Source organism: Clostridium sp. 1001283B150225_161107_B6, assembly GCF_015556325.1.
GTDB lineage: Bacteria > Bacillota > Clostridia > Lachnospirales > Lachnospiraceae > Enterocloster.
Genome location: NZ_JADNMD010000017.1, coordinates 20400 through 46000, shown reverse-complemented (window position 1 = coordinate 46000; position 25601 = coordinate 20400). Strand labels below are relative to the sequence as shown.

23 protein-coding genes and 1 tRNA gene are annotated in these 25601 nt (G+C 48.7%); 1 reads left to right on the top strand and 23 read right to left on the bottom strand.

The features are described 5' to 3' along the window. Positions 1-246: 246 nt before the first annotated feature. From I2H39_RS26455 to I2H39_RS26350, 22 genes are all read right to left on the bottom strand, one after another. Complete coding sequence (locus tag I2H39_RS26455; RefSeq protein WP_195627964.1) at positions 247-441, bottom strand: hypothetical protein; 195 nt, start codon at positions 439-441, stop codon at positions 247-249. A 30-nt stretch (positions 442-471) separates the two neighbouring features. Then, positions 472-1911, bottom strand: a complete 1440-nt coding sequence (locus I2H39_RS26450) for a phosphoglucomutase/phosphomannomutase family protein (RefSeq protein ID WP_195627936.1) — start codon at positions 1909-1911, stop codon at positions 472-474. 16 nt (positions 1912-1927) lie between these two features. Further along, positions 1928-3580, bottom strand: coding sequence for an iron ABC transporter permease (locus I2H39_RS26445; protein WP_138310401.1), 1653 nt, complete (start codon positions 3578-3580; stop codon positions 1928-1930). Continuing rightward, on the bottom strand, positions 3574-4653 hold the full coding sequence (locus I2H39_RS26440; RefSeq protein WP_138310402.1) for an ABC transporter ATP-binding protein: 1080 nt from the start codon (positions 4651-4653) through the stop codon (positions 3574-3576). The genes I2H39_RS26445 and I2H39_RS26440 overlap by 7 nt, the downstream gene beginning before the upstream one ends. A 149-nt stretch (positions 4654-4802) precedes the next feature. Then, positions 4803-5927 carry an ABC transporter substrate-binding protein gene (locus I2H39_RS26435; RefSeq protein WP_195627935.1) on the bottom strand — a complete coding sequence of 375 codons (1125 nt, stop codon included), beginning with the start codon at positions 5925-5927 and terminating at the stop codon, positions 4803-4805. A 342-nt stretch (positions 5928-6269) separates the two neighbouring features. After that, on the bottom strand, positions 6270-6833 hold the full coding sequence (locus I2H39_RS26430) for a 6-carboxytetrahydropterin synthase (protein WP_138310404.1): 564 nt from the start codon (positions 6831-6833) through the stop codon (positions 6270-6272). A 133-nt stretch (positions 6834-6966) separates the two neighbouring features. Beyond that, entirely contained in the window at positions 6967-8106 is a 1140-nt protein-coding gene (locus I2H39_RS26425) for an aminotransferase class V-fold PLP-dependent enzyme (RefSeq protein WP_138310405.1), read from the bottom strand. 108 nt (positions 8107-8214) lie between these two features. Continuing rightward, a complete protein-coding gene (locus tag I2H39_RS26420) occupies positions 8215-8451 on the bottom strand; it encodes a DUF3343 domain-containing protein (protein WP_138310406.1) in 237 nt (78 codons plus the stop codon). Positions 8452-8587: 136 nt separating this feature from the next. After that, the gene (locus I2H39_RS26415) at positions 8588-8794 is read right to left on the bottom strand and encodes a sulfurtransferase TusA family protein (RefSeq protein WP_138310407.1); all 207 of its coding nucleotides are present in this window, start codon (positions 8792-8794) and stop codon (positions 8588-8590) included. Positions 8795-8806: 12 nt separating this feature from the next. After that, positions 8807-9901, bottom strand: coding sequence for a YedE family putative selenium transporter (gene yedE / locus I2H39_RS26410; protein WP_138310408.1), 1095 nt, complete (start codon positions 9899-9901; stop codon positions 8807-8809). 193 nt (positions 9902-10094) lie between these two features. After that, positions 10095-11027, bottom strand: a complete 933-nt coding sequence (locus I2H39_RS26405; RefSeq protein WP_138310409.1) for a selenium metabolism-associated LysR family transcriptional regulator — start codon at positions 11025-11027, stop codon at positions 10095-10097. A 6-nt stretch (positions 11028-11033) separates the two neighbouring features. Then, positions 11034-12953 carry a selenocysteine-specific translation elongation factor gene (gene selB / locus I2H39_RS26400; RefSeq protein ID WP_195627934.1) on the bottom strand — a complete coding sequence of 640 codons (1920 nt, stop codon included), beginning with the start codon at positions 12951-12953 and terminating at the stop codon, positions 11034-11036. 4 nt (positions 12954-12957) lie between these two features. Beyond that, positions 12958-14367 carry an L-seryl-tRNA(Sec) selenium transferase gene (gene selA, locus I2H39_RS26395; RefSeq protein ID WP_347708611.1) on the bottom strand — a complete coding sequence of 470 codons (1410 nt, stop codon included), beginning with the start codon at positions 14365-14367 and terminating at the stop codon, positions 12958-12960. A 33-nt stretch (positions 14368-14400) separates the two neighbouring features. Then, positions 14401-14494: transfer RNA gene (locus tag I2H39_RS26390), tRNA-Sec, on the bottom strand. A 200-nt stretch (positions 14495-14694) separates the two neighbouring features. Further along, positions 14695-15816 (bottom strand): glycine/sarcosine/betaine reductase complex component C subunit alpha, encoded by a 1122-nt coding sequence (gene grdD / locus I2H39_RS26385; protein ID WP_138310412.1) that lies wholly within the window; start codon positions 15814-15816, stop codon positions 14695-14697. A 27-nt stretch (positions 15817-15843) separates the two neighbouring features. Then, a complete protein-coding gene (gene grdC, locus I2H39_RS26380) occupies positions 15844-17400 on the bottom strand; it encodes a glycine/sarcosine/betaine reductase complex component C subunit beta (RefSeq protein ID WP_138310413.1) in 1557 nt (518 codons plus the stop codon). A 210-nt stretch (positions 17401-17610) separates the two neighbouring features. After that, entirely contained in the window at positions 17611-18084 is a 474-nt protein-coding gene (gene grdA, locus I2H39_RS26375) for a glycine/sarcosine/betaine reductase complex selenoprotein A (RefSeq protein ID WP_080548683.1), read from the bottom strand. A 128-nt stretch (positions 18085-18212) separates the two neighbouring features. After that, a complete protein-coding gene (locus I2H39_RS26370) occupies positions 18213-18530 on the bottom strand; it encodes a thioredoxin domain-containing protein (protein WP_002565763.1) in 318 nt (105 codons plus the stop codon). Between the two features lie 33 nt (positions 18531-18563). Then, a complete protein-coding gene (gene trxB / locus I2H39_RS26365; RefSeq protein WP_138310414.1) occupies positions 18564-19505 on the bottom strand; it encodes a thioredoxin-disulfide reductase in 942 nt (313 codons plus the stop codon). A 204-nt stretch (positions 19506-19709) separates the two neighbouring features. After that, entirely contained in the window at positions 19710-21017 is a 1308-nt protein-coding gene (gene grdB, locus I2H39_RS26360; protein ID WP_138310415.1) for a glycine reductase complex selenoprotein B, read from the bottom strand. A 9-nt stretch (positions 21018-21026) separates the two neighbouring features. Then, entirely contained in the window at positions 21027-22307 is a 1281-nt protein-coding gene (locus tag I2H39_RS26355) for a glycine/sarcosine/betaine reductase component B subunit (protein WP_138310416.1), read from the bottom strand. A gap of 4 nt (positions 22308-22311) precedes the next feature. Continuing rightward, entirely contained in the window at positions 22312-22707 is a 396-nt protein-coding gene (locus I2H39_RS26350; RefSeq protein WP_138310417.1) for a GrdX family protein, read from the bottom strand. 405 nt (positions 22708-23112) lie between these two features. Here I2H39_RS26350 and I2H39_RS26345 point away from each other — a divergent pair, with 405 nt between their 5' ends. Beyond that, positions 23113-24135, top strand: a complete 1023-nt coding sequence (locus tag I2H39_RS26345; protein ID WP_138310418.1) for a sigma-54 dependent transcriptional regulator — start codon at positions 23113-23115, stop codon at positions 24133-24135. Positions 24136-24208: 73 nt separating this feature from the next. Here I2H39_RS26345 and I2H39_RS26340 read toward each other — a convergent pair whose 3' ends face one another. Next, on the bottom strand, positions 24209-25588 hold the full coding sequence (locus I2H39_RS26340) for an amidohydrolase (RefSeq protein ID WP_195627932.1): 1380 nt from the start codon (positions 25586-25588) through the stop codon (positions 24209-24211). Positions 25589-25601: the final 13 nt, after the last annotated feature.

Below are 25601 nucleotides of genomic sequence, written 5' to 3'. Positions count from 1 at the left end.
ACCTCCTCATCTTTTGTCCCGTCTCCTTTACTGCCGGAGACGTTTAACCTGTGGTTGTATCATTTAACCTGTAAACTAAAGTAATTAGGCTCATTATATCATTTGTACACGGAACCCAGAAACAATTTTACAACTCTGATACAAAAACCAGGCAGATTATCCGCCAAAAAAAGGCTGCGTTTCCACCGGCCAATGCCGGTGAAACCACAACCTTTAATCATAGACCGGCACCTTAAAACCGGCTGCCTATTCACTTTGTTTATCCAATCCCAGATATTTCCTCGCCCCGGCTGTAACTTTTATCTGCTGCTGGCGGTTCTCTATTATCCCGTTTGCCGCCCTGTAAAAATCATGGCCGTAATCCGTATCCGGTACAAACACCTGGATTCCGCCTCCAAGCAGCTTGATAATATCCATAAAATGATGGGGTTTAATAACCATTTTAATATCTCCTGTTCATCCGGAATCTTTCTACAGCCCCAGATACTCCTCAAACAGATTGCACACCCTGACCGCATCCGCCTCATGTTCCATCTCGCAGAATATGCGGAGCAAAGGTTCTGTGCCTGAAAACCTGGCGATTACCCAGCCTCCGTTCTTAAAATATACCTTGCATCCGTCAATATAGGATACATGGTCTGTCTCAAATGGCAGCTCCGGCAGTTTCTTTTCCTCCATAAGGATGTGATGGATACGTTCCTTTTCCTCCGGCGTGAACCTGTAATCACGCTCCGCCATGTGGATGGCCCCGTACTCCTTTCTGATATCCGCTGCAATCTCCGACAGCTTCTTGCCGCTGACAGCTATCATCTCCACCAGAAGGGTGGCTGCATAGATGCCGTCTTTGCCGTGTATATGGCCTTTTACCGTCAGACCACCTGAGGACTCACCGCCTATAATGGCGTCTTTCTCCTGCATTTTAGCGGATATATGCTTGAATCCCACGGGCACCTCGTAGCATTTCTGTCCAAAGCTCTCAGCCACCTTATCCAGCACATGGGTGGTGGCCAGGTTGCGCACGGCAGGTCCCCTCCACCCCTTGTATTTCAGCAGATAGTAGTAGAGCATGACCAGTATGTCGTTTGCATGGAGATAATGCCCCTGGTCATCAATCACTCCCAGCCTATCCGCATCCCCGTCCGTTGCAATACCGATATCACAATAGCGGTCCAGCACATAATTCTGCAGATTCCGCAGGGTCCGCTCCGTGGGCGCGGGCATCTTTCCGCCAAAGAGGGTATCGTGCCTGGAGTTAATGGTTTCTATGGTGCACCTTGCAATGGAAAGAATGGTGCTCAGGGCCGTCAGGCTCACACCGTACATGGGGTCAATGGCAATACGCAAATCCCGTTCCTTGATGGCATCCATGTTAATCACAGAAATGATATTATCCAGGTACTCGTTCATGGGATTAATTTCCCGGACCATGCCCTGCCTTACAAGCTCCAGATATGAGGGCGGGGGCATCTGCCCGTTTTCCTCCTCATTTGGCATGTAGAGCTCCTCCGCCTGTTCCAGGTAATACTCAATTTCCGAGGTCTGTTTCTCATCTGCATCCCGGCCTCCGTAGGTAAACACCTTGATACCGTTATAGATGGCCGGATTATGGCTGGCAGTCACCATCATGCCGTAGCTCAGTTCATGCTTCATCACATAGAACATTACCAGGGGGGTGGGCGAGCTGCGGTTTACAAACCACACACGGATTCCCTGATTCCCAAATATCTCGCAGGACCATATGATGGCCTCCTTGGAAAGAAACCGCCGGTCATACCCCATGACAATGCCCTGGCCCTCCGCTCCCTCTGCCTTCATCTTAAGGCATATGGCCAATGCCAGCTTCTGTATGTTTTCTTTTGTAAATTCTTCTCCAATAATGGCTCTCCAGCCGCCTGTACCGAACTTTACCATATGTTTTCTCCTAACACTACACGATTGACACCTTTCCTTTGCTCACCTTCAGGAAGATAAGCAGCATGACCACTGTGCTCACAGTCAGTATTGATGCCAGGGCTGCCGCTGTGCCGTAACTGTTGCGCACCACCTCTGTATAGATGGCCACGGAAATGGTACTTGTCTTGCCGCCGTAGAGCATGACGCTGGATGACAGCTCATTGATACAGGTAATCCAGCTGAGAATGGCTCCGGACAGGACGCCGGGCGCCATAAGCCTTGCTGTCACCTTGCCGAAGGTCTTCATAGGAGACACGCCCAGGCTGATGGACGCCTCCTCCACACTCGGATCCATCTGCTGCAGGAAGGCGCTTCCTGACCGGACCGTGTAGGGCAGTTTCCTGACCACAAAAGCTATAATGATAATCAGGGCCGTACCTGTCAGGATGACAGGAGGCTTATTGAATGCAACGATTAAGCTGATACCAAGCACTGCTCCGGGAATGACAAAGGGGAACATGATGATTAAATCCATCAGCTGCCCGGCCAGACCCTTCTGCCGGACCACGATATAGGAAATCAGCATACCCAGCGCTATGATAAACACAATGGCAATGGTGGAGAATACAAAGGTATTCCTGATGTTGGTCCACAGGCGGTTGAAAATGGTAATGTAGCTGCCAAGGCTGAATCCCTTCTGGAAGCCTGTGAAATCACACTTGATAAAGCTGGTGATAAGCACCACAATCTGGGGCAGGATTCCCACAAAAGTAACCAGCATCACAGGGAAGGTCACCAGGAAACGCTTCAATCCGTGCAGCACCTCTTCCTTGGGAGGACGCATGGCTGTCATGACATAATTCTTTCTGGATACATAATACTTCTGCACCAGCAGAACGGTTGTGGAACAGATTACAATGATAACAGACAGGGCACTGGCCAGGTGGGCGTTGCCCCCAATCTCACTCATGTATTCATTGTATACCAGAACCGGAAGCACCATATATCCCTCGCCAATCAGCATGGGCGTTCCAAAATCAGCCAGGCTGGTCATAAACACCATGATGGCTCCTGCTGCGATGGACGGAAGCACCACTGGCAGGGTAATGGTCCACAGCCTGCGCAGCTTATTGCTGCCCAGATTTTCCGCGGCCTCCTCCAGGCTTGAATCAATGCTTCCCATGGCCCCTGAGGTATACAGGTACACATAGGGGAATAATTTAAAGGTAAATACGATGATAATGCCAATTTTGCCGTAAATGCTGGGCAGATGGATACCGATATTTGCAAACATGCTGGTGATGAAACCGGAACGCCCGAACAGGGTAATCCAGCTGTAAGCCCCGATAAAAGGAGGACTCATAAGGCTCATGATGATGAAAATATGGATGAACCTCTTTCCCACTATGTTATATCTGGACATGACATAGGCTATGGGCACGCCTACCACCAGGGTGGTCAGTGTAGTTACAACGGACACGAACAGGCTTCGTCCGAGAGCCGTGTAGTAGTACTTCTTAGTAAAGAACCGGATATAGTTCTCCAGGGTAAAGCCAGCTGCATTTTTTGAAAAGAAGCTTCGTGTTATCAGGGTACAGAAGGGATAAAACAGGAAAATCAGCATGAATCCCACTACCAGCACCTTGACCCAGAACCAGAAATCCAGCTTTTTCCGCGATTTTACCATGAAATCACCTCCTGGGTCTGGGCATCGTACACGCCTACAGCATTGATATCAAAGTTTACCTTCACCCTCTGCCCGTCAGGACGCAGCTCACGCACATCCTTTGTGTACTCGTTAAGCTGCACGGTCTGGCCGTTATCCAGTTCAATTTCATATTCAATGAAATCCCCCAGGAAGGTGGATATGACAATTTTTCCCGGCAGTCCTTCCTTCTCGTCAAAGAACAGCTGCTCCGGCCTGGCTGAAATAATCCCCTTTCCCTTAAAGGGGGCCTTAAGCCTGCATGTGATGGTGCACTCACCCTTGATGTCCAGGATAGCTGCCTCCGGATGTTTGCCGTCCACATCACATTCCACAAAATTGGACACGCCGATGAATCCTGCCACAAAGGTGTTCTGAGGCTTCTTGTATATATCCTCAGGGGACCCCACCTGCATCACGTCCCCCTCTTTGATAACTGCTATGCGGTCTGAGATGGCCAGGGCCTCCTCCTGGTCATGGGTCACATAGATGGTGGTGATTCCCAGCCGGCGCTGGAGCTTCTTGATAACCGTCCTCATCTGTACCCTGAGCTTTGCGTCCAGGTTGGACAGGGGCTCATCCATCAGCAGTACGCCGGGCTCTATGACAAAGGCCCTTGCAAGGGCCACCCTCTGCTGCTGTCCTCCTGACAGCTCATTGGGCTTTCTGTCCTTTAACTTCTTAATCTGAACCAGGTCAAGGGCCTCATCCACCTTGCCTGGAATCTGGTCCTTTGGATACTTCTTTGCCTTTAACCCGTAGGCCACATTCTCCGCCACAGTCAGATGGGGGAAGATGGCGTAGTTCTGGAACACCATGCCGATATCTCTCTTATGGGCTTCCAGATTGTTGATGACCTTGTCGTCGAAGCAGATTTCCCCGCCATCCACGCTGTTAAACCCTGCTATCATCCTGAGCAAGGTGGTCTTGCCGCATCCGGAGGGCCCCAACAGTGTAAAAAATTCGCCCTGTTTTATCTCCAGATTCACTCCTTTTAACGCTGTAAAATCACCGTACCTCTTAACGGCGTCCTTTATGATAACTGCATGGCTCATACCAGTCTCCTCCAATCATACCCTTTACGTGAAAGACTGTCCCGCCCTTCCGGGTCCGGACAGCCTTTTCACCATGTTCCTCTGACAGTTTAACGTTTCCTGATTACTTAATACCTACTGCTTATATATACACAAATACTCCCTCGGATTTAGTCTACCATAATGTCATTGAAGTGCTCAATGATGGCTTCCTTCTCATTGGCTGCCCAGTCAAAGTCATAATCAACCAGCGGGATATCTTCCAGTTTAGCCATGCCCTCGCCAACTTCCATGTCGCTTCTTACAGGACGTCGTCCCCAGTTTCCGCTCTGCTCTGTCTGGCACTCTTTGGAAGTAACAAAATCAATGAACAGCTTTGCATTTTCCTCATTGGGGCATCCCTTAACCAGGGCAACGCCGTCAGGAACAGCACTGGTTCCATCCTTCGGATATACAAATCCTACCGACGGGTCATCCTTATACTGTACAGCTGCCTTCTCCAGGGTCAGACCTACATAGAACTCGCCGTCTGCCACCATCTTATGGCACTTGCCTGAAGAGTCAACAATCTTTCCGTCCAGGTTGTCATATAATTTCTTGATGAAATCCCATCCGTCTTCCTTGCCGCCATGGCCCAGAATCATGGTACACAGCTGTGTATAAGCAGAACCGGATTTGGATGGCAGACAATATGCAATCTTGCCCTTCCACTCAGGCTTTGTTAGGTCTTCCCATGTCTCAGGAATGGTCAGTCCGTCCTTCTCAATCAGGTCCTTGTTATAGAAAATAACCATTGGCAATGGGCTCTCGCCAATCCACAGCCCATCCGGGTCCTTGTAAGCAGCGCCTATGAATTCATCGTTAGCACATACATAAGGTTCAAAATATTCCTTAAATGCTGCCAGGGAGTCAGCGCCGCCGCCCCACAATACGTCTGCAATGGGGTTGGCTGTCTCAGCCGCAATACGGTTGCACAGCTCGCCGGTACCTGCTGCCACTACCTCAACCTTAACATTGGGATACTTCTCCATGAACAGGTTAACGCCTGCATTCAGCGGATCTGCATCATGGGGTGAATATACCACCACGGTTCCCTTATAATCCTCAGGAGCCTTCTCACCTGCGGCCGCTGCCTCTGCCTTAGGCTCTTCTGCCTTCTCCTCCGCCTTAGTCTCTGCCGGTGCTTCTGTGGCAGCAGGAGCTGCCGTGGTATCGGCCGGCTTATCGCCGCCGCATGCCGCCAGGCTTAAAACCATCATTGCTGCCAGTGAAGCTGTTAAAAACCGTTTTTTCATAATACACCTCTCCTTTTATATCATATTTTCAGTTCACGTAATCATTGGGAGTTTTTACCTCCGATAGTCATATTATATGACTTTATTGTGCGTTTTTCCATTTGTTATTCTTACATTTCTTTTGTTATTCTGAACTATTGCATAGTTTTAATGACTTTTTTTATATTTATATATGCATATTATCCACTCTCCGGGAGCCCTTTTACCGAACCGTCATAAACATCTGTATAAATATGGGCAAAAAAAAGCCGCGGCATTTTCAATCTGCCACGGCATTCTCTGTTTCAAACACATATTTAGTTAATACCAGCGCCTGTTCCGCCTGCCTGTTCCTGTTCCGGCCTATTTCCTATATCCGCATTTCGGACACACGCCGTTTTCATCTAATGCAATACCGCATAACGGACAGCGGTCCATGGTCCTCTGGGGCTTAAATTCCTCGGACGCTGCATTTACACCGCTGGTAAAGGTTATTTTCACGATGTTTAACTTGTCCTTCAGCAAGTCATAGACAATTTTAATCATGCCCTCAACCGTCATTGTCTCCTTTGTTACAACCAGACGGCATTCCGGATATGCTGTGGCAAGCTCTGTTTTAAAGGCCGGGCCTTTCATTGTATTGTTAGGAGCCCCGTCCTTGATACCCTGGGCCTCATATACCCCCAGGAGCGCCGGAAGCAATGGGTCGTCTTCCCGTAAAATCGTAGCATGGTCAAAGTTTTTCAGAACCTCCCATGCTGTTTTCTGAATCTCGTTACAGGGGAATACCATATTGACACCTGCATTAACCGTATCCTCTACCTCCAATGTCAATATGCCTGTGTGTCCGTGCAGATACTGTGCTTCACCCTTAAAACCATAAAACCTGTGTGCATACTGTAAATCCAACCTGGTGATACTTCTCATATAAAACCTCCTTTTCTTCTGTATTTACGGGTTTCTAAAAATAATAACTATTCTTATTATCATTATAGTCAATATACCCGCAGAAGTCAAGGAAAATCCATCTGTAATTTCAACTATCTTAACATGCAAATCCTTACTCTTCCTCAGCCAATTCCCTTACTGCCCGGATTCCGGTATCAACCTCTTCCTCTGTGTTAAAGTAAGAAAAGCTGAACCGCACCATTCCCTGTTCCACGGTTTTAAAGGATTCATGCATCAGAGGCGCACAGTGGGCGCCCGGCCGGGTGGAGATTCCGTAGGTGACAGCCAGTTCGTCGCTGACCTCCGAGGAATCGTAATTTCCGATATTCAGGGCCACGATGGCTGCCCGCTCATCCGAAGAGAAATCACCGTACACCCGTACACCCGGTATCCCCGACACTCCCTCATAAAACCGGCGCATCAGTTCCGCCTCTCTCCGGTGGATGTTTTCCACTCCCGTCTCCTTTATGAAGCCAAGGGCGGCGTGAAGACCTGCTATTCCATGGCCGTTCAGCGTACCTGCCTCCAGGGCAGTGGGCATGTCCTGGGGATGTTCTTTCAGATAGGTGTGGACGCCGCTTCCCCCTGCCTTAAGGGGTTTTATACGGATGCCGTCACCCACGCAGATTCCGCCTGTTCCCTGGGGGCCCAGAAGCCCCTTATGGCCGGTAAAGCACAGCACATCTATATGCATCCGCTTCATGTCAATGGGAAGGACTCCCGCTGTCTGGGACGCATCCACCACCAGGCGGATTCCATGTCTGCGGCACAGCCCGCCAATGCGTTCCAAATCCATCCGGTTGCCCGTCAGGTTGGAAGCATGGGTACATACAACTGCCTTTGTCTCAGGCCGTATGCTTTCCTCCAGCCGGTCATAACACAGAACTCCCTTCTCATCGCAGGGCAGAATCGTCAGGCTGACTCCCCGCTTTTCCATCAGATAAAGAGGACGGAGCACGGAATTATGCTCCAGCACCGTGGTAATCACATGGTCCCCTTCTGAGAACAGGCCCTGGATGACCGTGTTCAGGCTTTCCGTGGAATTACTGGTAAATGCAACCTGCAGGGGATTGCCCAGGTGAAACAATTCAGAAATCCTCTCCCTGGTTTCATAAATCATCCTGGACGCATCCAGGGAAGCCTCATGGGCCCCTCTGCCGGAATTGCCAAAATTCCTCATGGCATCCGCAACCGCGTCTATAACGCAGTCCGGTTTCCTCATGGTAGTAGCTGCATTGTCAAAATAAATCATAATAGCGCCTCCCTTTCCCACCTTATCAATCGGGAAATTCCAATCACAATCCGGTCCCGCCCAACATTCATACACGGGGCGGGACATCTGTTGGCATACACCCTGATATCAGTACATGAGCTGAACCATTTCCTCATGCTCCACGCCCTTTTCCTTCATAAACCCTGCCATCTCTTCTTCCATGTCAGGTTCGCAGCACCAGGCAAGGCCGCAGCCCGCGGATATTTCCCTGGGCACCGGTATCATCCTTCCTGACTTCCGGTTCTCCTTACAAAGCTTTTCCATGGCAATGGCTTCAGCCGTGGTATGAAATGTAATAATTAATTTCGGTTCTTTTTTTCTCATCCCATCAATCCTTTCGTATCTAAAAATATGCTGCAGCAGACTGTCACCAGGCTGTCAAACAGCCTGACACCTTCCACTGCAGCATCCGGTTTCAGAAGCCCTGGTTCAGACACGCTGTGACTCCGGGACATCTGTTTTATTCAATCACTATTTCAAATTCAGACCCTTTTTCGGTTACTGTAGCCGTCTTTCCCTGGCTCTTTGCGTACTTTTCAACATTCATCCTGGTATGAGGTTCACTGACCAGCACCCTGACTGTCTCTCCCTTGTGTTTCTTAAGGGCCGCCGCTGTCAGCAATACAGGCTCCGGACAGGATAGTCCTCTTGCATCTACTTCGTACATATCTCCTACCTCCTATTTCCCTTCCTCTGACTTTGGCACAAATCCAATGATGAACAGGATGACAATACATCCAATCACCGCAGCCTTGCCGGCCACGGCAAGGCCGCCTGGCGCCGCCGGGGTATCTGCGGTGGCTGCCGCTGCCGCGGATGCAGCCAGCCCGAAGTTGTGGCAGAAAGCAGCTCCCACAAGAAGCCCAAGGAATGTAACCGCAGAGTCAGATGAGCCCTGACCGGCTAAGACCAGCTGGCGCAGCGGGCATCCGCCTGCCAGGACCGCTGCAAAACCAACAGCGTAAAGTCCCAGGATATTCCAGATATGTTGTGAATGTGCTACCGGCTGTCCTGCAAAGGAAAGCTTGAAGCCGCCTGTGGCCAGGTTAAACACCAGCATGACAGCAAACAGTCCGCCGATGACAGTAATCAAATCAAAATTCTTCATTAAAATGACGTCGCGGATACTGCCTGCAAAACAGGTTCTGCATTTCTGTGCTATGGCGCCAAACAACAGGGCCACAACCAGAGCAAGAAGCGCTGGTGCATGCATGCTGCCAGGACCTTTTTCACTGAATGCAAATAATGTGGTGGTCAGGCTCAGTACAAACAATATCACCAGGGCAACCGGGAGCACTGCCCCGTTTATCTTTCCGGTTTCATGAGCCCTTCCCAGTGAAAAGCCCTGCTTTAAGGCGATTGTACCTGTAAATACACCGGCCGCAAATCCGATGAATCCTACATATGCATTTAAATCACCGGCTGACATGCGGATTACCATGCGCAGCGGGCATCCCAGGAATGCCAGGGAGCCAATCATCATGATGACGCCCAGGATAAAACGCAGCATGGGAGACGACCCGGCTGTGGAACGGTATTCCCTGGTTGCCAGGGCAATCAGGAAGGAGCCGCAGACAAAGCCCACGATTTCAGGCCTGAAATACTGCACAACAGCTGCCGTGTGAAGCTTCATGGCCCCGGCGGAATCCCTGATGAAGCAGGCCACGCAGATAGCCATGTTCTTTGGGTTTCCAAAGTAAGCGAGAATACATGCCAGTATTCCCAGCGCCACTCCGGACAGGAGCAGTGTCTTTTTAGAACTTGTCAGATTCATAATCATATCCCCTTTTCTTTTGGTAAAATCAACTGAAAATCATTCGTAAATCAATTCATGTTTTACCTATATTTCCTTAATCATCTTACCAAAATGGAAGGGGCAAATCCAATTCAAAAAAACATGGAACCGCTTTTTAATATAGACTTTTTCTATACAAAACACTATTCCCGCCTGATTCATACATAACCCGCTACATAAACCGCCCGATATCCTGCTGCCAGTTCCTGTCCCTGTATTCAATCACAAGGTCCCGGAATGCCTCCGCAATCGGAGACAGGCGAATGTTCTTGCAGTATACCATGTAAAAGGTCCGTTTCTTCTCCAGGCCGTCTATCTTTAAATATTTAATCCGGTGGCTTTCTTCCTTTTCACCGGCAGCCATCCTGGAGAGAATGGATATTCCCAAGCCTCCGGCCACTGCCTGCTTAATGGCCTCAGTGCTGTTCATCCGGGCAATCACATCCACATTTTTAAACACAGGCACACCGTGGATTTCCGCCTTTTCCATCTCCTGCTTTGTGCCTGAGCCTTCCTCGCGCAGAATGAATGTCTCATGTTCAAAGTCCTGGAAGCTCACCGTACTTCCCTTTTTCCACCGTGCAAACTTTTCCGTGTCCGGCACAATCAGCACCAGCTCATCCATGAAAACCGGCTCATACACCAGACTGTTATGCATCTTATAGCCCGTGAGTCCAATCTCACCCTTCTGGCTCATAACATTGTCAATCACCGTCTTGCTGTCCGACTGGTCCACATAAAACCGTATTTTCGGGCATTTGGCGTGAAACTCCCCTATGAGCCTTGGAAGATAATACTGTCCCGGAATACTGGACGCATATACATCCAGAACACCATCCATTGCCTCGCACTGGGTCTGCACGGTTGCCAGTGCCTGGGACCGGGTATGGAGCATGTCGATGGCATAGGGATAAAACAGCTCGCCCTGCTTTGTAAGGGTTATCTCCCTTCCTGTACGGTTCACAAGGGTTGTTCCCAGCTCATTTTCCAGGTTATTGATATGAGCGCTGATGGTTGGCTGGGTCAGGAAGGTGGCATCTGCTGCTTTTGAAAAACTTTTGTACTTTACCGCATTTACGAATGCTTCTAATTGTCTGAATTCCATAGCCGCCTACCTTGTCTTCTGGACAAGAATACGCACATCGTCTTGTTTCTTTGTTATCTTCTGCTGGTCGCAGTACTCCAGGAACAGAACGGCATACTTTCTGGAGGTTCCCAGCAAATCCCTGTAATCACCCAGGGAAATGGTGGGATGGCTCTCAAAGTATCCCCTAAGAAGTCCCATGGCTTTGTCCCAGTTGTCCTTATGAATCAGGGCGCCGGGATTTATCTTGACCAATGTGCCTTTCTTCACCAAATCATTCGCAATCTGTTTGGCCATCTTTTTGTCCTTGAATTTATTGATTACATCGTCCGTGGCCGGTATCTCATATCCCGCCTTCAGGTATGTCTCCTCTATCTCCTTTAACATCCCCTTAAGCTCATGGGAATATTCAGCATTAAATCCAGCGGCTGCAATGGCGCTTGCCATGGTAACCGTGATGCTGCGCTTTATCATCTCATTTAAGAGGACATCTGCTTTCCTGGACTCCCGAATCTTAAAATTATCCAATATACGGCTCTTAAATTCTTCCTTCTCCATACCGTCGGAAATAGGATTCTCCTTATGGAACTGGTTCAGAAGCTCGGTACCAAACTGTGTAATTTCATTCCAGTAATCCTTATGGATAAAGCTCCCATCGCTGAGGCGGATGGCCTTCTTTCCCTTGACCAGGACCTCCAACTGCTCCTCTGTCTCCTGGTTGGTCCAGTTCAGCTTGGTAGCCAGTATCTTTGGAACAGGGAAGTACCGGCTCTCCTCTTTAAGCTCCAGCTCCAGTACCTCCAAATCAGTGCCCAGCTCCTTAATATGAAGGCTGTCAATGACCTCATCGTGGTTCCTCTTATGCTTTAAGGCCTCTGCCTCCAGCACAATGCCTCCGCCGAAGGTAATGGTGGGCGAATAGAAACGGATGATGAACCTGTCATTCCTCCTTACGGCCACAGGCTCGTCGAAACGGAACTGCACATAGGCCTCCTCGCCCGCGGACAGCACGTCCTTGTCAAGCAGGACTGCCTTGCATATGGCCTGGGCCGATCCATAGTTGATGTGGACCCTGTCCCCGTTTCTCAGTTCCCTGTCCGTGGATGAAAACAGCTGCACCTTAGCATCTATGAACTGGCTTTTCAGCAGGGAATCCTGGGCAGCCAGAACCTCTCCCCTGTTAATCTCATCCTTTTTAATGTTCACCAGGTTCAGGGCTGTTCTCTGCCCCGCATAGGCCATGTCCACCTTGTGGCCATGGGTCTGTATCTCCCTGATTTTAACTGTTTTTTCAGTGGGATACAATTCTACCTCCTGTCCTACCTGGCAGCAGCCCTCCAAAAGGGTGCCGGTAACAACCGTACCAAATCCTTCCATGGTAAATACACGGTCTATGGGAAGGCGGAACAGTTCCTTTTCCTGGCGCCTGGCGCCAGCCGCCCTTACCTTATCCACTATCATCTGCTTTAACTCATTGATATTTTTGCCGGTATAAGCAGATACCTGGATGCGGTCGGCCTTTTCCATAAAGGTCCCCTTGACCAGGTTGTCCACATCGTCATTTACCAGCTCGGCCCAGTCCTCATCCACCAGGTCGGCCTTGGTAAACACCACAATGCCCTGCTTGATATGGAGCATCTTCAGAATCTCAAAGTGCTCCACGGTCTGGGGCATAACGCCCTCATCCAGGGCAACGACCAGAAGCACCAGGTCTATGCCGCCAATACCTGCCAGCATGTTCTTCACGAACTTCTCATGGCCCGGAACATCGATAATACCAATATGGATTCCGGCATCATTGGGCAGGTTGGCGAATCCCAGCTCTATGGTGATTCCCCTTTTCTGCTCCTCCTTCAGTCTGTCCGTATCCGTCCCTGTAAGAGCCTTTATGAGACATGTCTTGCCGTGGTCCACATGACCGGCTGTTCCTACTATCACATTTTGCATATTATCACCCCTCAACCTGTCTGCTGTCCATTGCCAAAAATGCTGCTACAATATATTCAAACTCATCTTCCCTGATGGTCCTCACATCCAGATATACCTGGTTATGGGTAATCCTGACAATAATCGGAATCTCTTCCTTGCGGAGAAGACGCTCAATCTTCTCCGGCGTCAGCGCTCTGCCCTGTATGGCCACCGCATATCCGTCCAGGAGCACGGTTGGCGCGGAGCCGCCTCCCACCTGGTCCTTGCACGCCTCTACCTCCACGGTAAAGTTATGGGTTACCCCGCGGATGGCTTCGGCCAGGCGCTCTGCCTTGTCCTTAAGCTCTTTTGCCGGCGTGGTAATCATGTTCAGCACAGGGATGGTTTTTCTGGCCTGGCGGATATCCGAATACTCAAAGAAGGTGGCCTCCATAGCTGCCAGCGTCATCTTGTCCACCCGGAATGCCCTTGCCAGGGGGTGGGCCTTCATTTTATCAATGTACTCTTTCTTTCCTGCAATGATACCGCCCTGGGGTCCGCCTAACAGCTTGTCCCCGCTGAACAGAATCACGTCTATGCCGGTCTTTAAGGCATCCAGAACCGTGGGCTCGTCCACCCCATACTCTGTCAGGTCTGCCATAAGACCGCTTCCCATATCGTAGATAACCGGAAGATTTAATTTTTTACCCAGCTCCACCATCTCAGGAAGTTCCACCTCCTGGGTGAATCCCAGTATCCTGTAGTTACTTGTGTGTACCTTCATCAGGGCGCCGGTCTCACCTTCGTGATAAGCGTTCAGATAATCCGATGGCTTTGTCTTGTTGGTGGTTCCCACATCCATCAGCTTGGCGCCGCTCTGTTCCATGATTTCCGGCACCCGGAAGGAACCGCCTATTTCCACCAGCTCTCCCCTGGATACAATGACTTCCTTGTCCTTTGCCAGAGCAGAGAGGCAGAGCATGGTTGCCGCCGCATTGTTGTTGACCACCATGGCTGCTTCCGCGCCCGTAATCTTGGTCAGAATTTTCTCCACATGGTCATGGCGGGAACCTCTGGACCCCCGCTTTACATCATATTCCAGGTTTGTATAGTTCCTGGCCACGTCCATGATGCTCTCGCAGGCCTTGTCCGACAGATTTGCCCTTCCCAGATTGGTGTGAAGCACCACTCCTGTTGCATTTATGACCCGACGCAGGCTCTTTTTCTTCTTGCCTGTGATGCGCGCCACAATTTCTGTCATCAGTGTTTCCTTTGTCCCCACCTGATTCCGTTTGCCTTCCAGGATGTCTTTTCTCAGCTCCTCAATGACTTCCCTCACTGAGTCAACAATCACTGACCTGGGCGTACTTTCCGTAAAAAAAAAGAGACGCTCATCCTGCAGCACCTCGTCTATTTTCGGAATCTTTCGGAGTAACTCTCTTCTATCTTCCATCATATATTACCTCCACTACAGATATGGTTTAAACGGAGGAGGTGGGAATCGAACCCACCCAGAGGGCTCTTAACCCCCCACAACGGTTTTGAAGACCGCGAGGCACACCAGCAACCTATCTACCTCCATATCTTTTGGATAGCATTTAACTTTAATATACTATCATGTATTCAGTTGTCTGTCAATCCATAACTTTCTAAATGTTATCGCGAAAACTTTATATTATATTCCGCGCCGCGGAATTTCTCCGCGGACACGGAACATATAACTTATGAATGAATGGCTTTCAGTATGGTATCAGGCCAGAAGGGCCTGACCAGCATGTACTTAGCTGACGTATCCGGCGGCCTTCAGAATCTCATGGGCCTTATCCTTGTTGGCATCGGACATCAGTACGATGGGTCCTGTACAGCCCATGCCGCTCTCCGCATAGATGCCGGCCTTCCACAGTGCCTTAACAGCATCCTCCAGGTCCATAACCTCGATACCCGGAATCTGTGAAGTAACCACTTCCTTAGGAGGCATCTTCACTTCCTCGGCTGCTGCGCCAGCATCCTTCTTGCCTGCAGACTTCAGCTCGTTGATGATATCCTTAAGTCCGGCCTTGTTAGCCTTCTCAAATTCTTCATCAGCAACCTTCTTCCAGTCATGGCGGACCAGGTTGGTGGCGAACTCCATGGCTCCTGCAATAACAGGCGCACCGGAAGCACGTGATACAATCATGATGAGACGGTCATAACCCTCACCAATACCAGGGCCGTAACCGAATCCAAGGGACTCGTAATTACCGCCTGTGGTGTAGGAGGAGAATACCTTCATCATCAGGTTGCCTGTAAGTGAATCCATAACCATGATATCAGGCGTTCCGCCTAACAGGTCGTTTCCTCTCATGACAATGCCGCCGTCAGCCCTTACGGACTCTGCGAAATGAATGTCATAGCCGTTCTCAGCCAGCTTGAGCAGAGCCTTCTCTGTCTGGCGTGCGCCGTCAATATTAGCAATGCCCACGGTTGGATTCTCCACGCCGTCAGCCTTTGCCGCAATAATTCCATAGATTGCATTCTTTACCATGCCGCTGATACGGTCTGTGTCGGACGTACCTGTGGTAGTTGCGATATACATTGGTTTTCCCTTGCCCGGGGTGATAACCTTTCCGACTGTGGACACACCGATGGGGAATGGATAGTGCATGGTAACGGCGCCGTCAATCTCGCCTGAATCCAGCATCTCTTCCATTTTCTTATGAAGGTCTTCCCCCTCGATAAGGACAGCCTTAAGTCCCTTCATCTCGGCAATCTTCATGGCTTCTTCGATATTATCCTGGCCATGTTCGCTGCCTTCTGAGGCGAAGCCGATAACCGGCTTTTTGCCATATTGTCCTGTTTCAAGAGCATCGGCCACCTCAAGAAAAGTATTAGCAATCATAGCTTTTATTTTCTTATCAGACATAACATATTTCCTTTCTCTCGGTGAAAATTATTCCTCTTCGCCCATCAGACCCTCAGCAAACGCTCTCATGGCCTGGCCAATCATAGCCTTTACCTTGCTCTCATCCACGCCGCCGCTCTCTTCTGAAGCAGAACCGTCGTTGGCCTGAACCACGAAGGATACGCCGTCAAACAGATTGGTCATTCTTCCAAGGAATAAGCTTCCCTTACCGATAATCATGGCGCGCTTTGTCTCGCCTGCCAGGATTTCATCTCTCAGAAGTCCCAGGTAAGGAACGCCTGAAGGAATATGTCCCTGGGTGGGAGCCCAGCCTGTCATACCATGTTCCTTAACGAAATCCGCAATCTCATTGCGCTGTAATTCGCCTCTCTTAACGCCCAGGGCAGCAATCATCTTGTAGTTTGCTTCCGGAACATCGCCTGCGCCTGCCGGCTTGGTGATATCCGGGTTCTGCATCTCAGGAGAGTACTTGTCGATATCCACAATCTTTAAACCAGCCTCATCCAGAGGATTGGTTACCAGGGAGGAGATAACGTTCTGAGGAGCGGAACCTGTTCCAACGGTGTGGCGTCCAACGATATCAGTCCTAATCTGCGGGCTTACACCGTCGTCAGCGCTTACTAATACGGAGAAGCCAGCGATAGCGTCTTCCAGAATCGGAAGGCCCTTCTTCACATGGTCTTTGCCGTTCATGCCTAATTTAGCGGTACAGCCGCCGGCTGTAACCACAACGTTCTTAAATGTGCCGGATTTTACCAGGGCAGCTGCGTGAAGCATTGCATGAGCTGGTCCTGCACAGAAGCCTCTTACGTCAGATCCGGTTGCGTTAACAAATCCTGCAACCTCAGCTGCAGCCTTTGCAAAGTTGCCGCCGCCTCTCTGGTTCATATCGCCGCATGCTTCCTCGCAGCAGTCAACTACATAATCTATATCAGCCGGATTAACTCCTGCCTTTTTTACCAAGTTAAGTAAGGATAATACGTTAGAAGCCTTTGTAACCAGGTTCTCTAACATAACGTGTGCGGATAAGTTTACATCCACATCATGAGCTCTCTTAACAGCGCCAACCAGTACATTGTTATAGTACAGAGGCTCTGCATGCTCGTCATTTACCAGGGCAGCGATTTCTTCTTCTGTTGTCTCGCTGTTCTTATCAAGAACCGCTACATGCTCGTCTGTAAACATGTGATGAGCAGACAGCTTAGCCTTAACATCAGCTGCAAATCCCTTTTCCAGTTTAACCAAATCAAATACGTCACAAATCTGAATCAGACCGTAAAATTCATCTTCCGGCATGATTTCGCCGTACTTACCTTCTTTGCTGGCTCCCTCCATCAATTTATCATACCAGGGGAATCCAACCTCAGCCATCTTCTGTGGCTTTTCATTGCCAATATATACCTGGTTCGGCATATAGTTAACGGCATCCTCAAAACTCCTCAAATGACTTGGAAGTTCCTTCAAATATTCTGACTCAGGATTAACAATCATCTCTGTTGTCTGTGTTGTACCATTGTGAATAACCATATCAGGTGTAACCGCCAATGTATAGCTGGCACCCTTTAAAACTGCATAACCGTTCATTCCTTCACCTCACCATAATTTATGACATCTAGTACTGCGTTGCGCAAGTCTCAGTCCGCGGCTGTCTCCGCGCTGCTGATGCGGATTACAGCTATGTACCATACTGGAACTTGCGCAATGCAGTACTAGCATAGTTGCACAATAAAACCCCTTTATTGCACAAAACCCCCGGAGACCCCATGAAGAGCCTCCAGGGGAATTACATTTTAATTATAAATATTTGCAATACTGCTCTCTGATGGAAGACATCTCCTTAGCGATGTCATCAACGTCCATAACCATCTCCATCATACTAATCTGGTCGTCATAAACGCTGCTGTCAACCTCATCTTTGATTTCGTTCTCACAAACATGGAATACACTTAGTCCCAACTGGACTCCTGCTAGAGGACCTGCAAAAGTAGGATCGCCTGCTGTAACGGTTTCTGCAGCTAAACCAGCTGCCTCACCCTCTGCTGCTCCAAGAACAACTACAATGTTCTCAGCGCCGTACTGCTCAGCGAAATCTTTAACTCTCTTCTGATTTTCCAGATCCATAGCACCAGCGGCCGTTCAGACGAAGCACTCAGTTGAAGAATATACAACTTCGGCGCCTGCGGTCTTTACGCATTCTTCTATGGCTGGTCCCGGAATACCGTCACGGTCTCCGATGATGATGACTTTTTTGTCTTTCAAAATTGCCATATCCGTTTTCCTCCTTATTTTATTTTTGGTATTTAATTTGGCTGCCGGGCGTATGCCCGGCGCCATAATATAGACAAACGTCAGTATTGACGGTTGCTAGTAAAATAATGCGGTTGTCTGAGGACAAATTATAAGTTAGCCTCAATCATAGCCTTGATGTTCTCAACAGTTGCATCGTCCTTAACGCACTCGGCAACCTTCTCGCCGCCCTTGTAGATAGCGATAACAGGAAGACCAAGAATCTTCTGTCCGATTGCCAGACGACGTGCCTTGGTGGTGTTTAAAGAGGTGAATTTAATCTTATCGCCGTAATCACCCTCCATAGCATGGATATGTGGCATAAGAGCCTGGCATGGTACACATCCATCACCGTAGAAGTCAACCAGTACTGTGCCTTCAGCCTTCAATACTTCTTCTTCAAAATTGTCCTTGGTTAAATCTACCATTGGTATTACCTTCCTTTCTCAACTATGAATCACTTATTTCTGCTCTGCCAGCCATCTCTCAACCTGCATGGAAGCGATTGCTCCGTCAGCAGCAGCAGTAACAACCTGTCTTAAGCTCTTTACACGGATATCGCCAACTGCGTACACGCCTTCCACACTGGTATGCATGTCTTCGTCGGTCTTGATATATCCGCGGTCCATCTCTAACTTGCCTTCGAACAGTTCGCTTCTTGGGTTGTATCCGATGAAGCCGAATACGCCGAACAGGCCGTCGTCCTCGTCTGCATCGATTCTTGTAAGCTCACCTGTCTTAACATTCTTAACAGTCATGCCGGAAAGGATGCCGTCTCCGTGAAGCTCTTCCACAACTGTATCCCACATGAAGAACAGCTTAGGATTCTTGAACGCGCGCTCCTGAATGGATTTTGCTGCACGCAGTTCATCACGGCGATGGATGACAGTAACTTTTCTTGCAAACTTAGTCAGGTACATGGCTTCCTCAACAGCAGAATCGCCGCCGCCAACCACGAATACTTCCAAATCCTCGAAGAAGGAAGCATCGCAGGTTGCACAGTAGGAAACGCCCTTGCCCATGAACTCGCCCTCGCCCTTGCAGCCGATTGGCCTTGGGAAAGCGCCGGTAGCGATAATCAGGGTACGTGCCTTATAAGTTCCGTTGCTGCCAACCAGTGTCTTTACCGGGCCTTCGATATCAACGCTGACAATGGTATCGCTGACACGCTCAGCACCGAACTTCTCGACCTGCTTGGTCATTCTTTCAATCAGGGAAGGACCGCTCTCGCCGTCTACCATCTGTCCGGGATAATTCTCAATCTCGTCCGTGATGGCAATCTGTCCGCCGTCTTTTCCTTTTTCAATGAGCAGCGTATCCAGACGCGCTCTTCCCGCATAGATTCCGGCTGCAAGTCCGCCAGGACCTGCACCCAGAATGATGACATCATAAATCTTGTCCATCAGAATATCTCCTTACACATCAATTGAATTTCAGGGTTTGCAAAATGCCGCTTCAAATAATATTTTATCATTAATCTGACGGAATGCAAACTCTTTTTTGTGCAATTACACCATTTTCAGAACGTTGTTGAATCATACCATGGTAACTTTAGGCACCATTGGAAGGACCGGCAAAGTTCTTTTTTACGGATGTCTAGCTTCGGTTTACTCAAATACAGTCTGCTCTGTAACCGGGGTCTCCAGTGCTGTCAGAGCCTTAGTAAGTATTCTCCTTCTGATATCCTTCTCTTCTTCCAAGGTCAGAGCCGGATTTCCAAGAGGATGAGGAATAGCGATAGCAGGAACAATACGGTTAGCTCCTACTGTCAGTGAAATCGGAACTACAGTTGCAATATGAACTACAGGGATTCCTGCTCTTTCAATTTCTTTTACCATCGTTGCACCGCAACGTGTACAGGTACCTCAGGTAGAGGTCAGAATGACCGCATCTACCCCGTCATTCCTCAGCTCCTGTGCAAACTCTGCAGCAAATCTCTTGGAGTTAGCTACGGATGTACCGTTACCAACTGTCGTATAGAAATATCTGTGCAGGCTGCCGATTTTTCCTTCTTTTTCAAATTCTCTTAAAACGTCAACAGGAAGGACTCTGTCTGAATCTTCATTGGCATATACTGGGTCGTATCCGCCGTGAGCAGTCTCATATGTAGCTTCTGTCAGGTCCATGACACCATCGATGTCATATTTGCCGTACTTGGAAGCACTGGAGGACTCGATGTGGTCCGGGTTGCCCTTTGGTACGATACCGCCGGAGGTAACCAGAGCGATTTTTGCATGAGCCATATCCTTAACAGCCGGATTTGGTTCTACCCTGTCGAAGTCAGGCATTGGGAACTCGGTTGTGAATTCCTTGCCGGCCAGCTTCTTAACCAGCATCTCAACAGCTCTCTGGGAGCCTCTCTTGTCCTCAAAGAAGTTGACACGGATGCCGTTCGGCATATAGCCCTCTTCCTTGGAGGAGCCAAGCTTCTCACCCTTGGCAAGCTTAAGTGCCAGAGGAGCCATGGTAGCAACAGCACTTCTCATGCCGGCTGCGCTGTTCTTTGTCTCAACGATATATACTTTTGTCTTGTACATATCAGCGCCCGGGTTCTCTTTGTACATACCAGTCAGGACCGGAAGGTTTAACTCTTCCTTAACTGCCAGTGCAACGGTACCGCAGGCAACGCCGTAACGTCCTGCATTGAATGCCGGTCCGCAGATAACTGCGTCTGGCTTCTGGCTGCTAATCATATCCAGAATGGTCTTCTTAGCAGCTTCAACGTTCTCGTTGAAGTAAGAGTCGCCGCAGATAACGGTAGCTACGATTTCTGCCTCTTCTCCGAATGCCTGGTTGAACGCCATACCAGGGCCTACAATGCCTTCTCTTAATTCTGGCTGGTAATCAGCCTTTTCCTCGCCGCCGATGTTAGCGAAGAACTGGTTAATATAATGAACAATTCTTAACTTTGACATCTTATCCTCCTATCTGGCACTTAATTTATTGAAGCCCATCTCGTTTGTTGCTCCTGTGATAACCTGAAGCTCAGCAACAATGGAACCGTCTTTCTGTAAGCTTCCGTCGAATCCGCCTGCAATGATATCAGCAACCTCAGGATAGCCGATAACTTTGTCCATTGCCGGTAAGTTGATGACCATGTTTGCGTTTCCGCCTGTAACAACAGCATTAGCGCTTGCATCTGCATCTGCCAAGGACTGGGAAGCGCCGTCGCGGCCTGCGTACTCATCGGTGATGATAACAGTCTTAACGCCTTTTCCTTCAATCTTCTTGCAGTTCATGATAAGGTCAGTATCAGGGTTACCGAAGCCCTCCTGGGAAACGATAGCGCCGTCAACGCCTAAGAACTCGCAAAGCTTGGATGTCCAGTCAGAAGAACGCATCTTGTCAGCAAGGTATACGTTCTCGTTGGTGATGATTACACCTACAAAGTTCAGGGTCTTTCCGTGCTGTTCAAATAAGTCTGCAATAACAGGGTTATTAAGGTGATGATAGGTTGTATTCTTGTCGCATGCAGATACGCAGTTACCGCTTAAGATAGCGCCGTCCATTAATTCGGTTGGGTTTAAGATAGTTGGTAAGGACTGCTTCATATCTACGCCGTATACATATGTATCATGCATCAGGCCCTGGCTCTGAAGCATCAGTACGTAAGCTACTCTTGGAAGCTCAGGATATTTCTCAATTCCCTCTTTTACGGAACAGGTCTCATATACTTTAACTTCATCAGGCTCTACGTCCTTGGCCAGCTTGCCGATGTAATCAGCAGCCTTCAGGCCTGCAAATCTGACAGCCTTCTCATGAGCATGCTTTGCAAGTCCGTCGATTGGCTCGCATACAACAACCAGGTTGTTTAACTGGGAGAATGGTGTGTACTTAGCTCCCTCGCCGCACATATCGATGATACCTTCCTGGAAGCCGACAATCTTACCTGTGGTAACAACTGCGGAACCCTTTAACACGTTGGTCCTTCCGCTTCCCACTGTCTCCACCTTGGAAATAACGCCTGGGAATAAGTTTCCACCTCCGTTGACTTTTACACGTGGCTCAATCACGTCCTTTACTGGCATGATACGGACACTCTCTCCTGGTCTTGCAATCTCCAGCTCAACAGACTTCAGGTTTTCATCTTCCAACAAAAGTGCCTTCAACTCTTCTGCATTAACATAAATAGTTCCGTTTTCCACTTTTGATTCCGATGCAAACTGAATGTCGTTAATCTGAACGCACCCCAACTCAAGTTTCATCTAATCACTCCTCCTTGTATATTATTTTTTTTACAGCTCCTTCAATCAATGATAAATCCACGTCCCTGAAGTCTTCCAGTATATTTTCCGGCCAATCAGGAGTTCTTCTGTCCTTCATGAATTTCTCGCAGGACTGAATACTGTTCTCCATCACCATCTCAAACTGGTAAAATTCTTCTCTTTCAACCTCAGAGTCGGAAATTATGATTGTCTTGTAAGGAATCTGGTTAGGCTTCAGGCTCCCTGCCATAGGATGGGTTTCCAGGCGATAACCTTTATGTATATAGTTTCTCACCCTGATTAACACATCAATGTAGGAACCATTTTCCAGGAAGTCCACTTTTAATTTGTCCTGATACTTGTCCCTGCACTTCACGTTGTTTGTAACTACGATGTACATGATGTTTCACCCTTTGAATCTTTCTTATTTATTAGGCATAGGATTCCATTCCACATAATAATAGAGCAATTATCGTGCCAACTTTTTCTAAAGTGGGATTTTTTTTTATTTTTTACCTTTTAACCAATGGAAATTCATTTTTTCTATTGCTTTTCCGTCCTTTATAGGTTTTCTATATTGTCTATTTTGTCATTCTTTTAACTTCTGACTTTTTTAAAATTTCTTTTTTTCGTGAACTATTTTTCTTGATAGTGAAATAAATTTCAGTTATAATAGGGGGTAGGGAGGGATTCTTTTTATTTTTGGCATCCATTTTTCCCTTCTTTTACAATTTTCATGTTAATTTTTTCTCAATTTTATGCATAATTAATAAAATTTAAAAATCTAACCACAGGAGACCCGATTATGGACGAAAACGATATGAAAAAAAAGTTTTTTTTCAACACAAAATCCCCTGCCTACCGGAGGGCATTGGAAGACTGTGAACGTGTGGCAGCATCCAATGTAAACGTCCTCCTCATCGGTGAATCCGGTTCCGGCAAGGATGTGGCTGCCCAGTACATCCATGCCTGCAGCCGCCGTTCCGACATGCCGCTCATAGCAGTCAACTGTAATGCCTACACGGAGTCCCTTCTGGAGGCAGAGCTGTTCGGCCATGAGCAGGGCGCATTTACAGGCGCCATCAAGGGGCGGGCCGGAAAGTTTGAGCTGGCGGATAAAGGCACCCTGTTCTTAGACGAGGTGGGCGACATCAACCTGACCACCCAGGTAAAGCTGCTGCGGGCCATTGAGACAAAGAGAATTGAACGAATCGGCGGCAACAACAGCAAACAGCTGGATTTCCGGCTCATTACAGCCACCAACCGCGACCTGGTAGCCAAGGTGCGCAACAGCACCTTCCGGGAGGACTTCTTTTACCGTATCAGTACCATTGTCATCCGCATCCCCGCCCTCAAGGAAAGGAAGGAGGACCTGGTGGACATGATTCACTTCTTCCTGGAGGAATCCCAGAGAGTGAATCAAATCAGAATCGACCGCATTGACGAGAAAGCCTGGGACTTCCTTATTAACTATGATTATCCGGGCAATATCAGGGAACTGAGAAACCATGTGGACAGAATGGTGGTTCTTTCCAAGAACCATGTCATTACCACGGAAGGCATCCCGATTCTCTATAACCTGAAGACAACAGATGATGACACTCCATCCAGCTCCTTCACCCAGGCCGGCATTGTGCCCTGGCGCGAATTTAAACGGCGCAGTGAAAAAGAGTATCTGCAGTGGGTCCTGAACCAGATGGGATGGAACATATCAGCTACCGCCTACAAGCTGGGCATCAGCGCCAGGCAGCTGTTTAATAAGATTAATGAATATAATCTGGAGAATCCCCAGACCGGAAGGCCTCAGAAGCCGGTGCACAGTATCTGAGGCCTTGGAAGTATACCGTCTCCTTACATAGACAGCCCTTTGAGAAAACTTTTTACAATATTAAATTTTGCACCTAAATCCAATCCTTGTGTTCTGGGATGTTCATCTTTCTATGGGCATCCCAGAACTCTTTTACGAGTTCTGGTTGTGCCATGACTTCATATGCAGCCTGGGCAATAATTTCATATGCATATAGACCTGCTTTTTCTCCAAGACTGTTACCGGAAACAAAGGTGGTACTCCAAGTGTGTCCGGTGGAGTCCTGTACCCGTCCTAATCCCTGGCAATGAATGGTGGGACAGAAATATGTCATGTCAGCTGCATCCGTGCAATTTGAGATTCCCAGCTTATCAGTATTAAACGGAAGATACTCCATGGGCATAACTTCCCCGTCGTCCTCTGATGCCTCTTTTCCAAACAAGTTGTGATAGTGTTTCCGCGCCAGCTCCATTTCCTCCTTTGTATAATCCAAAGCTGGAATCTTACCAGCTGCCTGTACCATATGCTGGCAAAGCGGTAAGTTATAGTAGAACTGCGGAATCACGGATAAAACCTTAAATGCCATTTCCGTCTCAGTCATGAGAGCTGCTCCCCGGGCCACCTTGACTGCCCTTTCAAACAGCTCTTTTGCAGAATTGTAGTTGTCCATGGCGCGGAATTGATATATGGATGACGCATAATCAGGTACTACATTGGGTGCCGTTCCGCCGTTTGTGATACAATAGTGCATCCATGTATCCGGTTTTTTATGTTCTCTCAGGAATTCACAGCCAATGTTCATTAATTGAACCGCATCCAGTGCACTGCGCCCATTCCATGGGTCTCCGGCGGCATGTGTGGATTTTCCATGGAATTCAAACTGTACCCGGAATGCCACCTGCTGCGATACCGGAGAGAAATCCAGCTTTCCACGCATGGGATGCCACATGAGTGCCATATCCAATTTGGAAAACACACCATGTTTGGAAAGATATGCCTTACCTACCCCAATCTCTTCAGCCGGCGATTCTATTAGATATACGGTACCGGAAAGATTTTCTTTTTCCATGGCGAATTTAAGGGCTGCGGCTGCACCGGCAGCTCCTCCGGCCATCAGATTATGACCGCACCCATGTCCGGGACCGGGGACAATGGACTGCTCCGGACTGTTTTCCTGGCCTAGTCCAGGCAGAGCATCCAGCTCTCCCACAATTCCTATAACAGGGTGTCCCTCTCCCCATCTGGCAATTAGTGTATTTGGACGGGCCTGTGGATTATCCCAGTCCTGGGCTGCATGATTTTCGATATATGTAAATCCATGGGCCATAGCAAATTCAGTCACAGCCTGACAAGCATAATACTCATTGAGGGAGGTCTCGGGGTGCAACCATAAATCGTGCATTAGCTCCTTTACCCGGCTTCCATTATCCTCAAACCACCGGGCAATCCAGGTGTTCATCTTCTTATCACTCATATCCTTTTTCCTC

What these genes read in the sequence shown, in the direction of transcription:
- trxB (WP_138310414.1), bottom strand. Translation starts at nt 19,505, where the DNA reads ATGGACAAGATTTATGATGTCATCATTCTGGGTGCAGGTCCTGGCGGA.
- I2H39_RS26340 (WP_195627932.1), bottom strand. Translation starts at nt 25,588, where the DNA reads ATGAGTGATAAGAAGATGAACACCTGGATTGCCCGGTGGTTTGAGGAT.
- I2H39_RS26405 (WP_138310409.1), bottom strand. Translation starts at nt 11,027, where the DNA reads ATGGAATTCAGACAATTAGAAGCATTCGTAAATGCGGTAAAGTACAAA.
- I2H39_RS26350 (WP_138310417.1), bottom strand. Translation starts at nt 22,707, where the DNA reads ATGTACATCGTAGTTACAAACAACGTGAAGTGCAGGGACAAGTATCAG.
- grdD (WP_138310412.1), bottom strand. Translation starts at nt 15,816, where the DNA reads ATGTCTGATAAGAAAATAAAAGCTATGATTGCTAATACTTTTCTTGAG.
- grdC (WP_138310413.1), bottom strand. Translation starts at nt 17,400, where the DNA reads ATGAACGGTTATGCAGTTTTAAAGGGTGCCAGCTATACATTGGCGGTT.
- I2H39_RS26450 (WP_195627936.1), bottom strand. Translation starts at nt 1,911, where the DNA reads ATGGTAAAGTTCGGTACAGGCGGCTGGAGAGCCATTATTGGAGAAGAA.
- I2H39_RS26435 (WP_195627935.1), bottom strand. Translation starts at nt 5,927, where the DNA reads ATGAAAAAACGGTTTTTAACAGCTTCACTGGCAGCAATGATGGTTTTA.
- I2H39_RS26430 (WP_138310404.1), bottom strand. Translation starts at nt 6,833, where the DNA reads ATGAGAAGTATCACCAGGTTGGATTTACAGTATGCACACAGGTTTTAT.
- I2H39_RS26425 (WP_138310405.1), bottom strand. Translation starts at nt 8,106, where the DNA reads ATGATTTATTTTGACAATGCAGCTACTACCATGAGGAAACCGGACTGC.
- yedE (WP_138310408.1), bottom strand. Translation starts at nt 9,901, where the DNA reads ATGAATCTGACAAGTTCTAAAAAGACACTGCTCCTGTCCGGAGTGGCG.
- I2H39_RS26345 (WP_138310418.1), top strand. Translation starts at nt 23,113, where the DNA reads ATGGACGAAAACGATATGAAAAAAAAGTTTTTTTTCAACACAAAATCC.
- I2H39_RS26455 (WP_195627964.1), bottom strand. Translation starts at nt 441, where the DNA reads ATGGTTATTAAACCCCATCATTTTATGGATATTATCAAGCTGCTTGGA.
- selA (WP_347708611.1), bottom strand. Translation starts at nt 14,367, where the DNA reads ATGGAAGATAGAAGAGAGTTACTCCGAAAGATTCCGAAAATAGACGAG.
- I2H39_RS26445 (WP_138310401.1), bottom strand. Translation starts at nt 3,580, where the DNA reads ATGGTAAAATCGCGGAAAAAGCTGGATTTCTGGTTCTGGGTCAAGGTG.
- I2H39_RS26355 (WP_138310416.1), bottom strand. Translation starts at nt 22,307, where the DNA reads ATGAAACTTGAGTTGGGGTGCGTTCAGATTAACGACATTCAGTTTGCA.
- I2H39_RS26420 (WP_138310406.1), bottom strand. Translation starts at nt 8,451, where the DNA reads ATGAGAAAAAAAGAACCGAAATTAATTATTACATTTCATACCACGGCT.
- I2H39_RS26415 (WP_138310407.1), bottom strand. Translation starts at nt 8,794, where the DNA reads ATGTACGAAGTAGATGCAAGAGGACTATCCTGTCCGGAGCCTGTATTG.
- I2H39_RS26370 (WP_002565763.1), bottom strand. Translation starts at nt 18,530, where the DNA reads ATGGTAGATTTAACCAAGGACAATTTTGAAGAAGAAGTATTGAAGGCT.
- selB (WP_195627934.1), bottom strand. Translation starts at nt 12,953, where the DNA reads ATGCAAAATGTGATAGTAGGAACAGCCGGTCATGTGGACCACGGCAAG.
- I2H39_RS26440 (WP_138310402.1), bottom strand. Translation starts at nt 4,653, where the DNA reads ATGAGCCATGCAGTTATCATAAAGGACGCCGTTAAGAGGTACGGTGAT.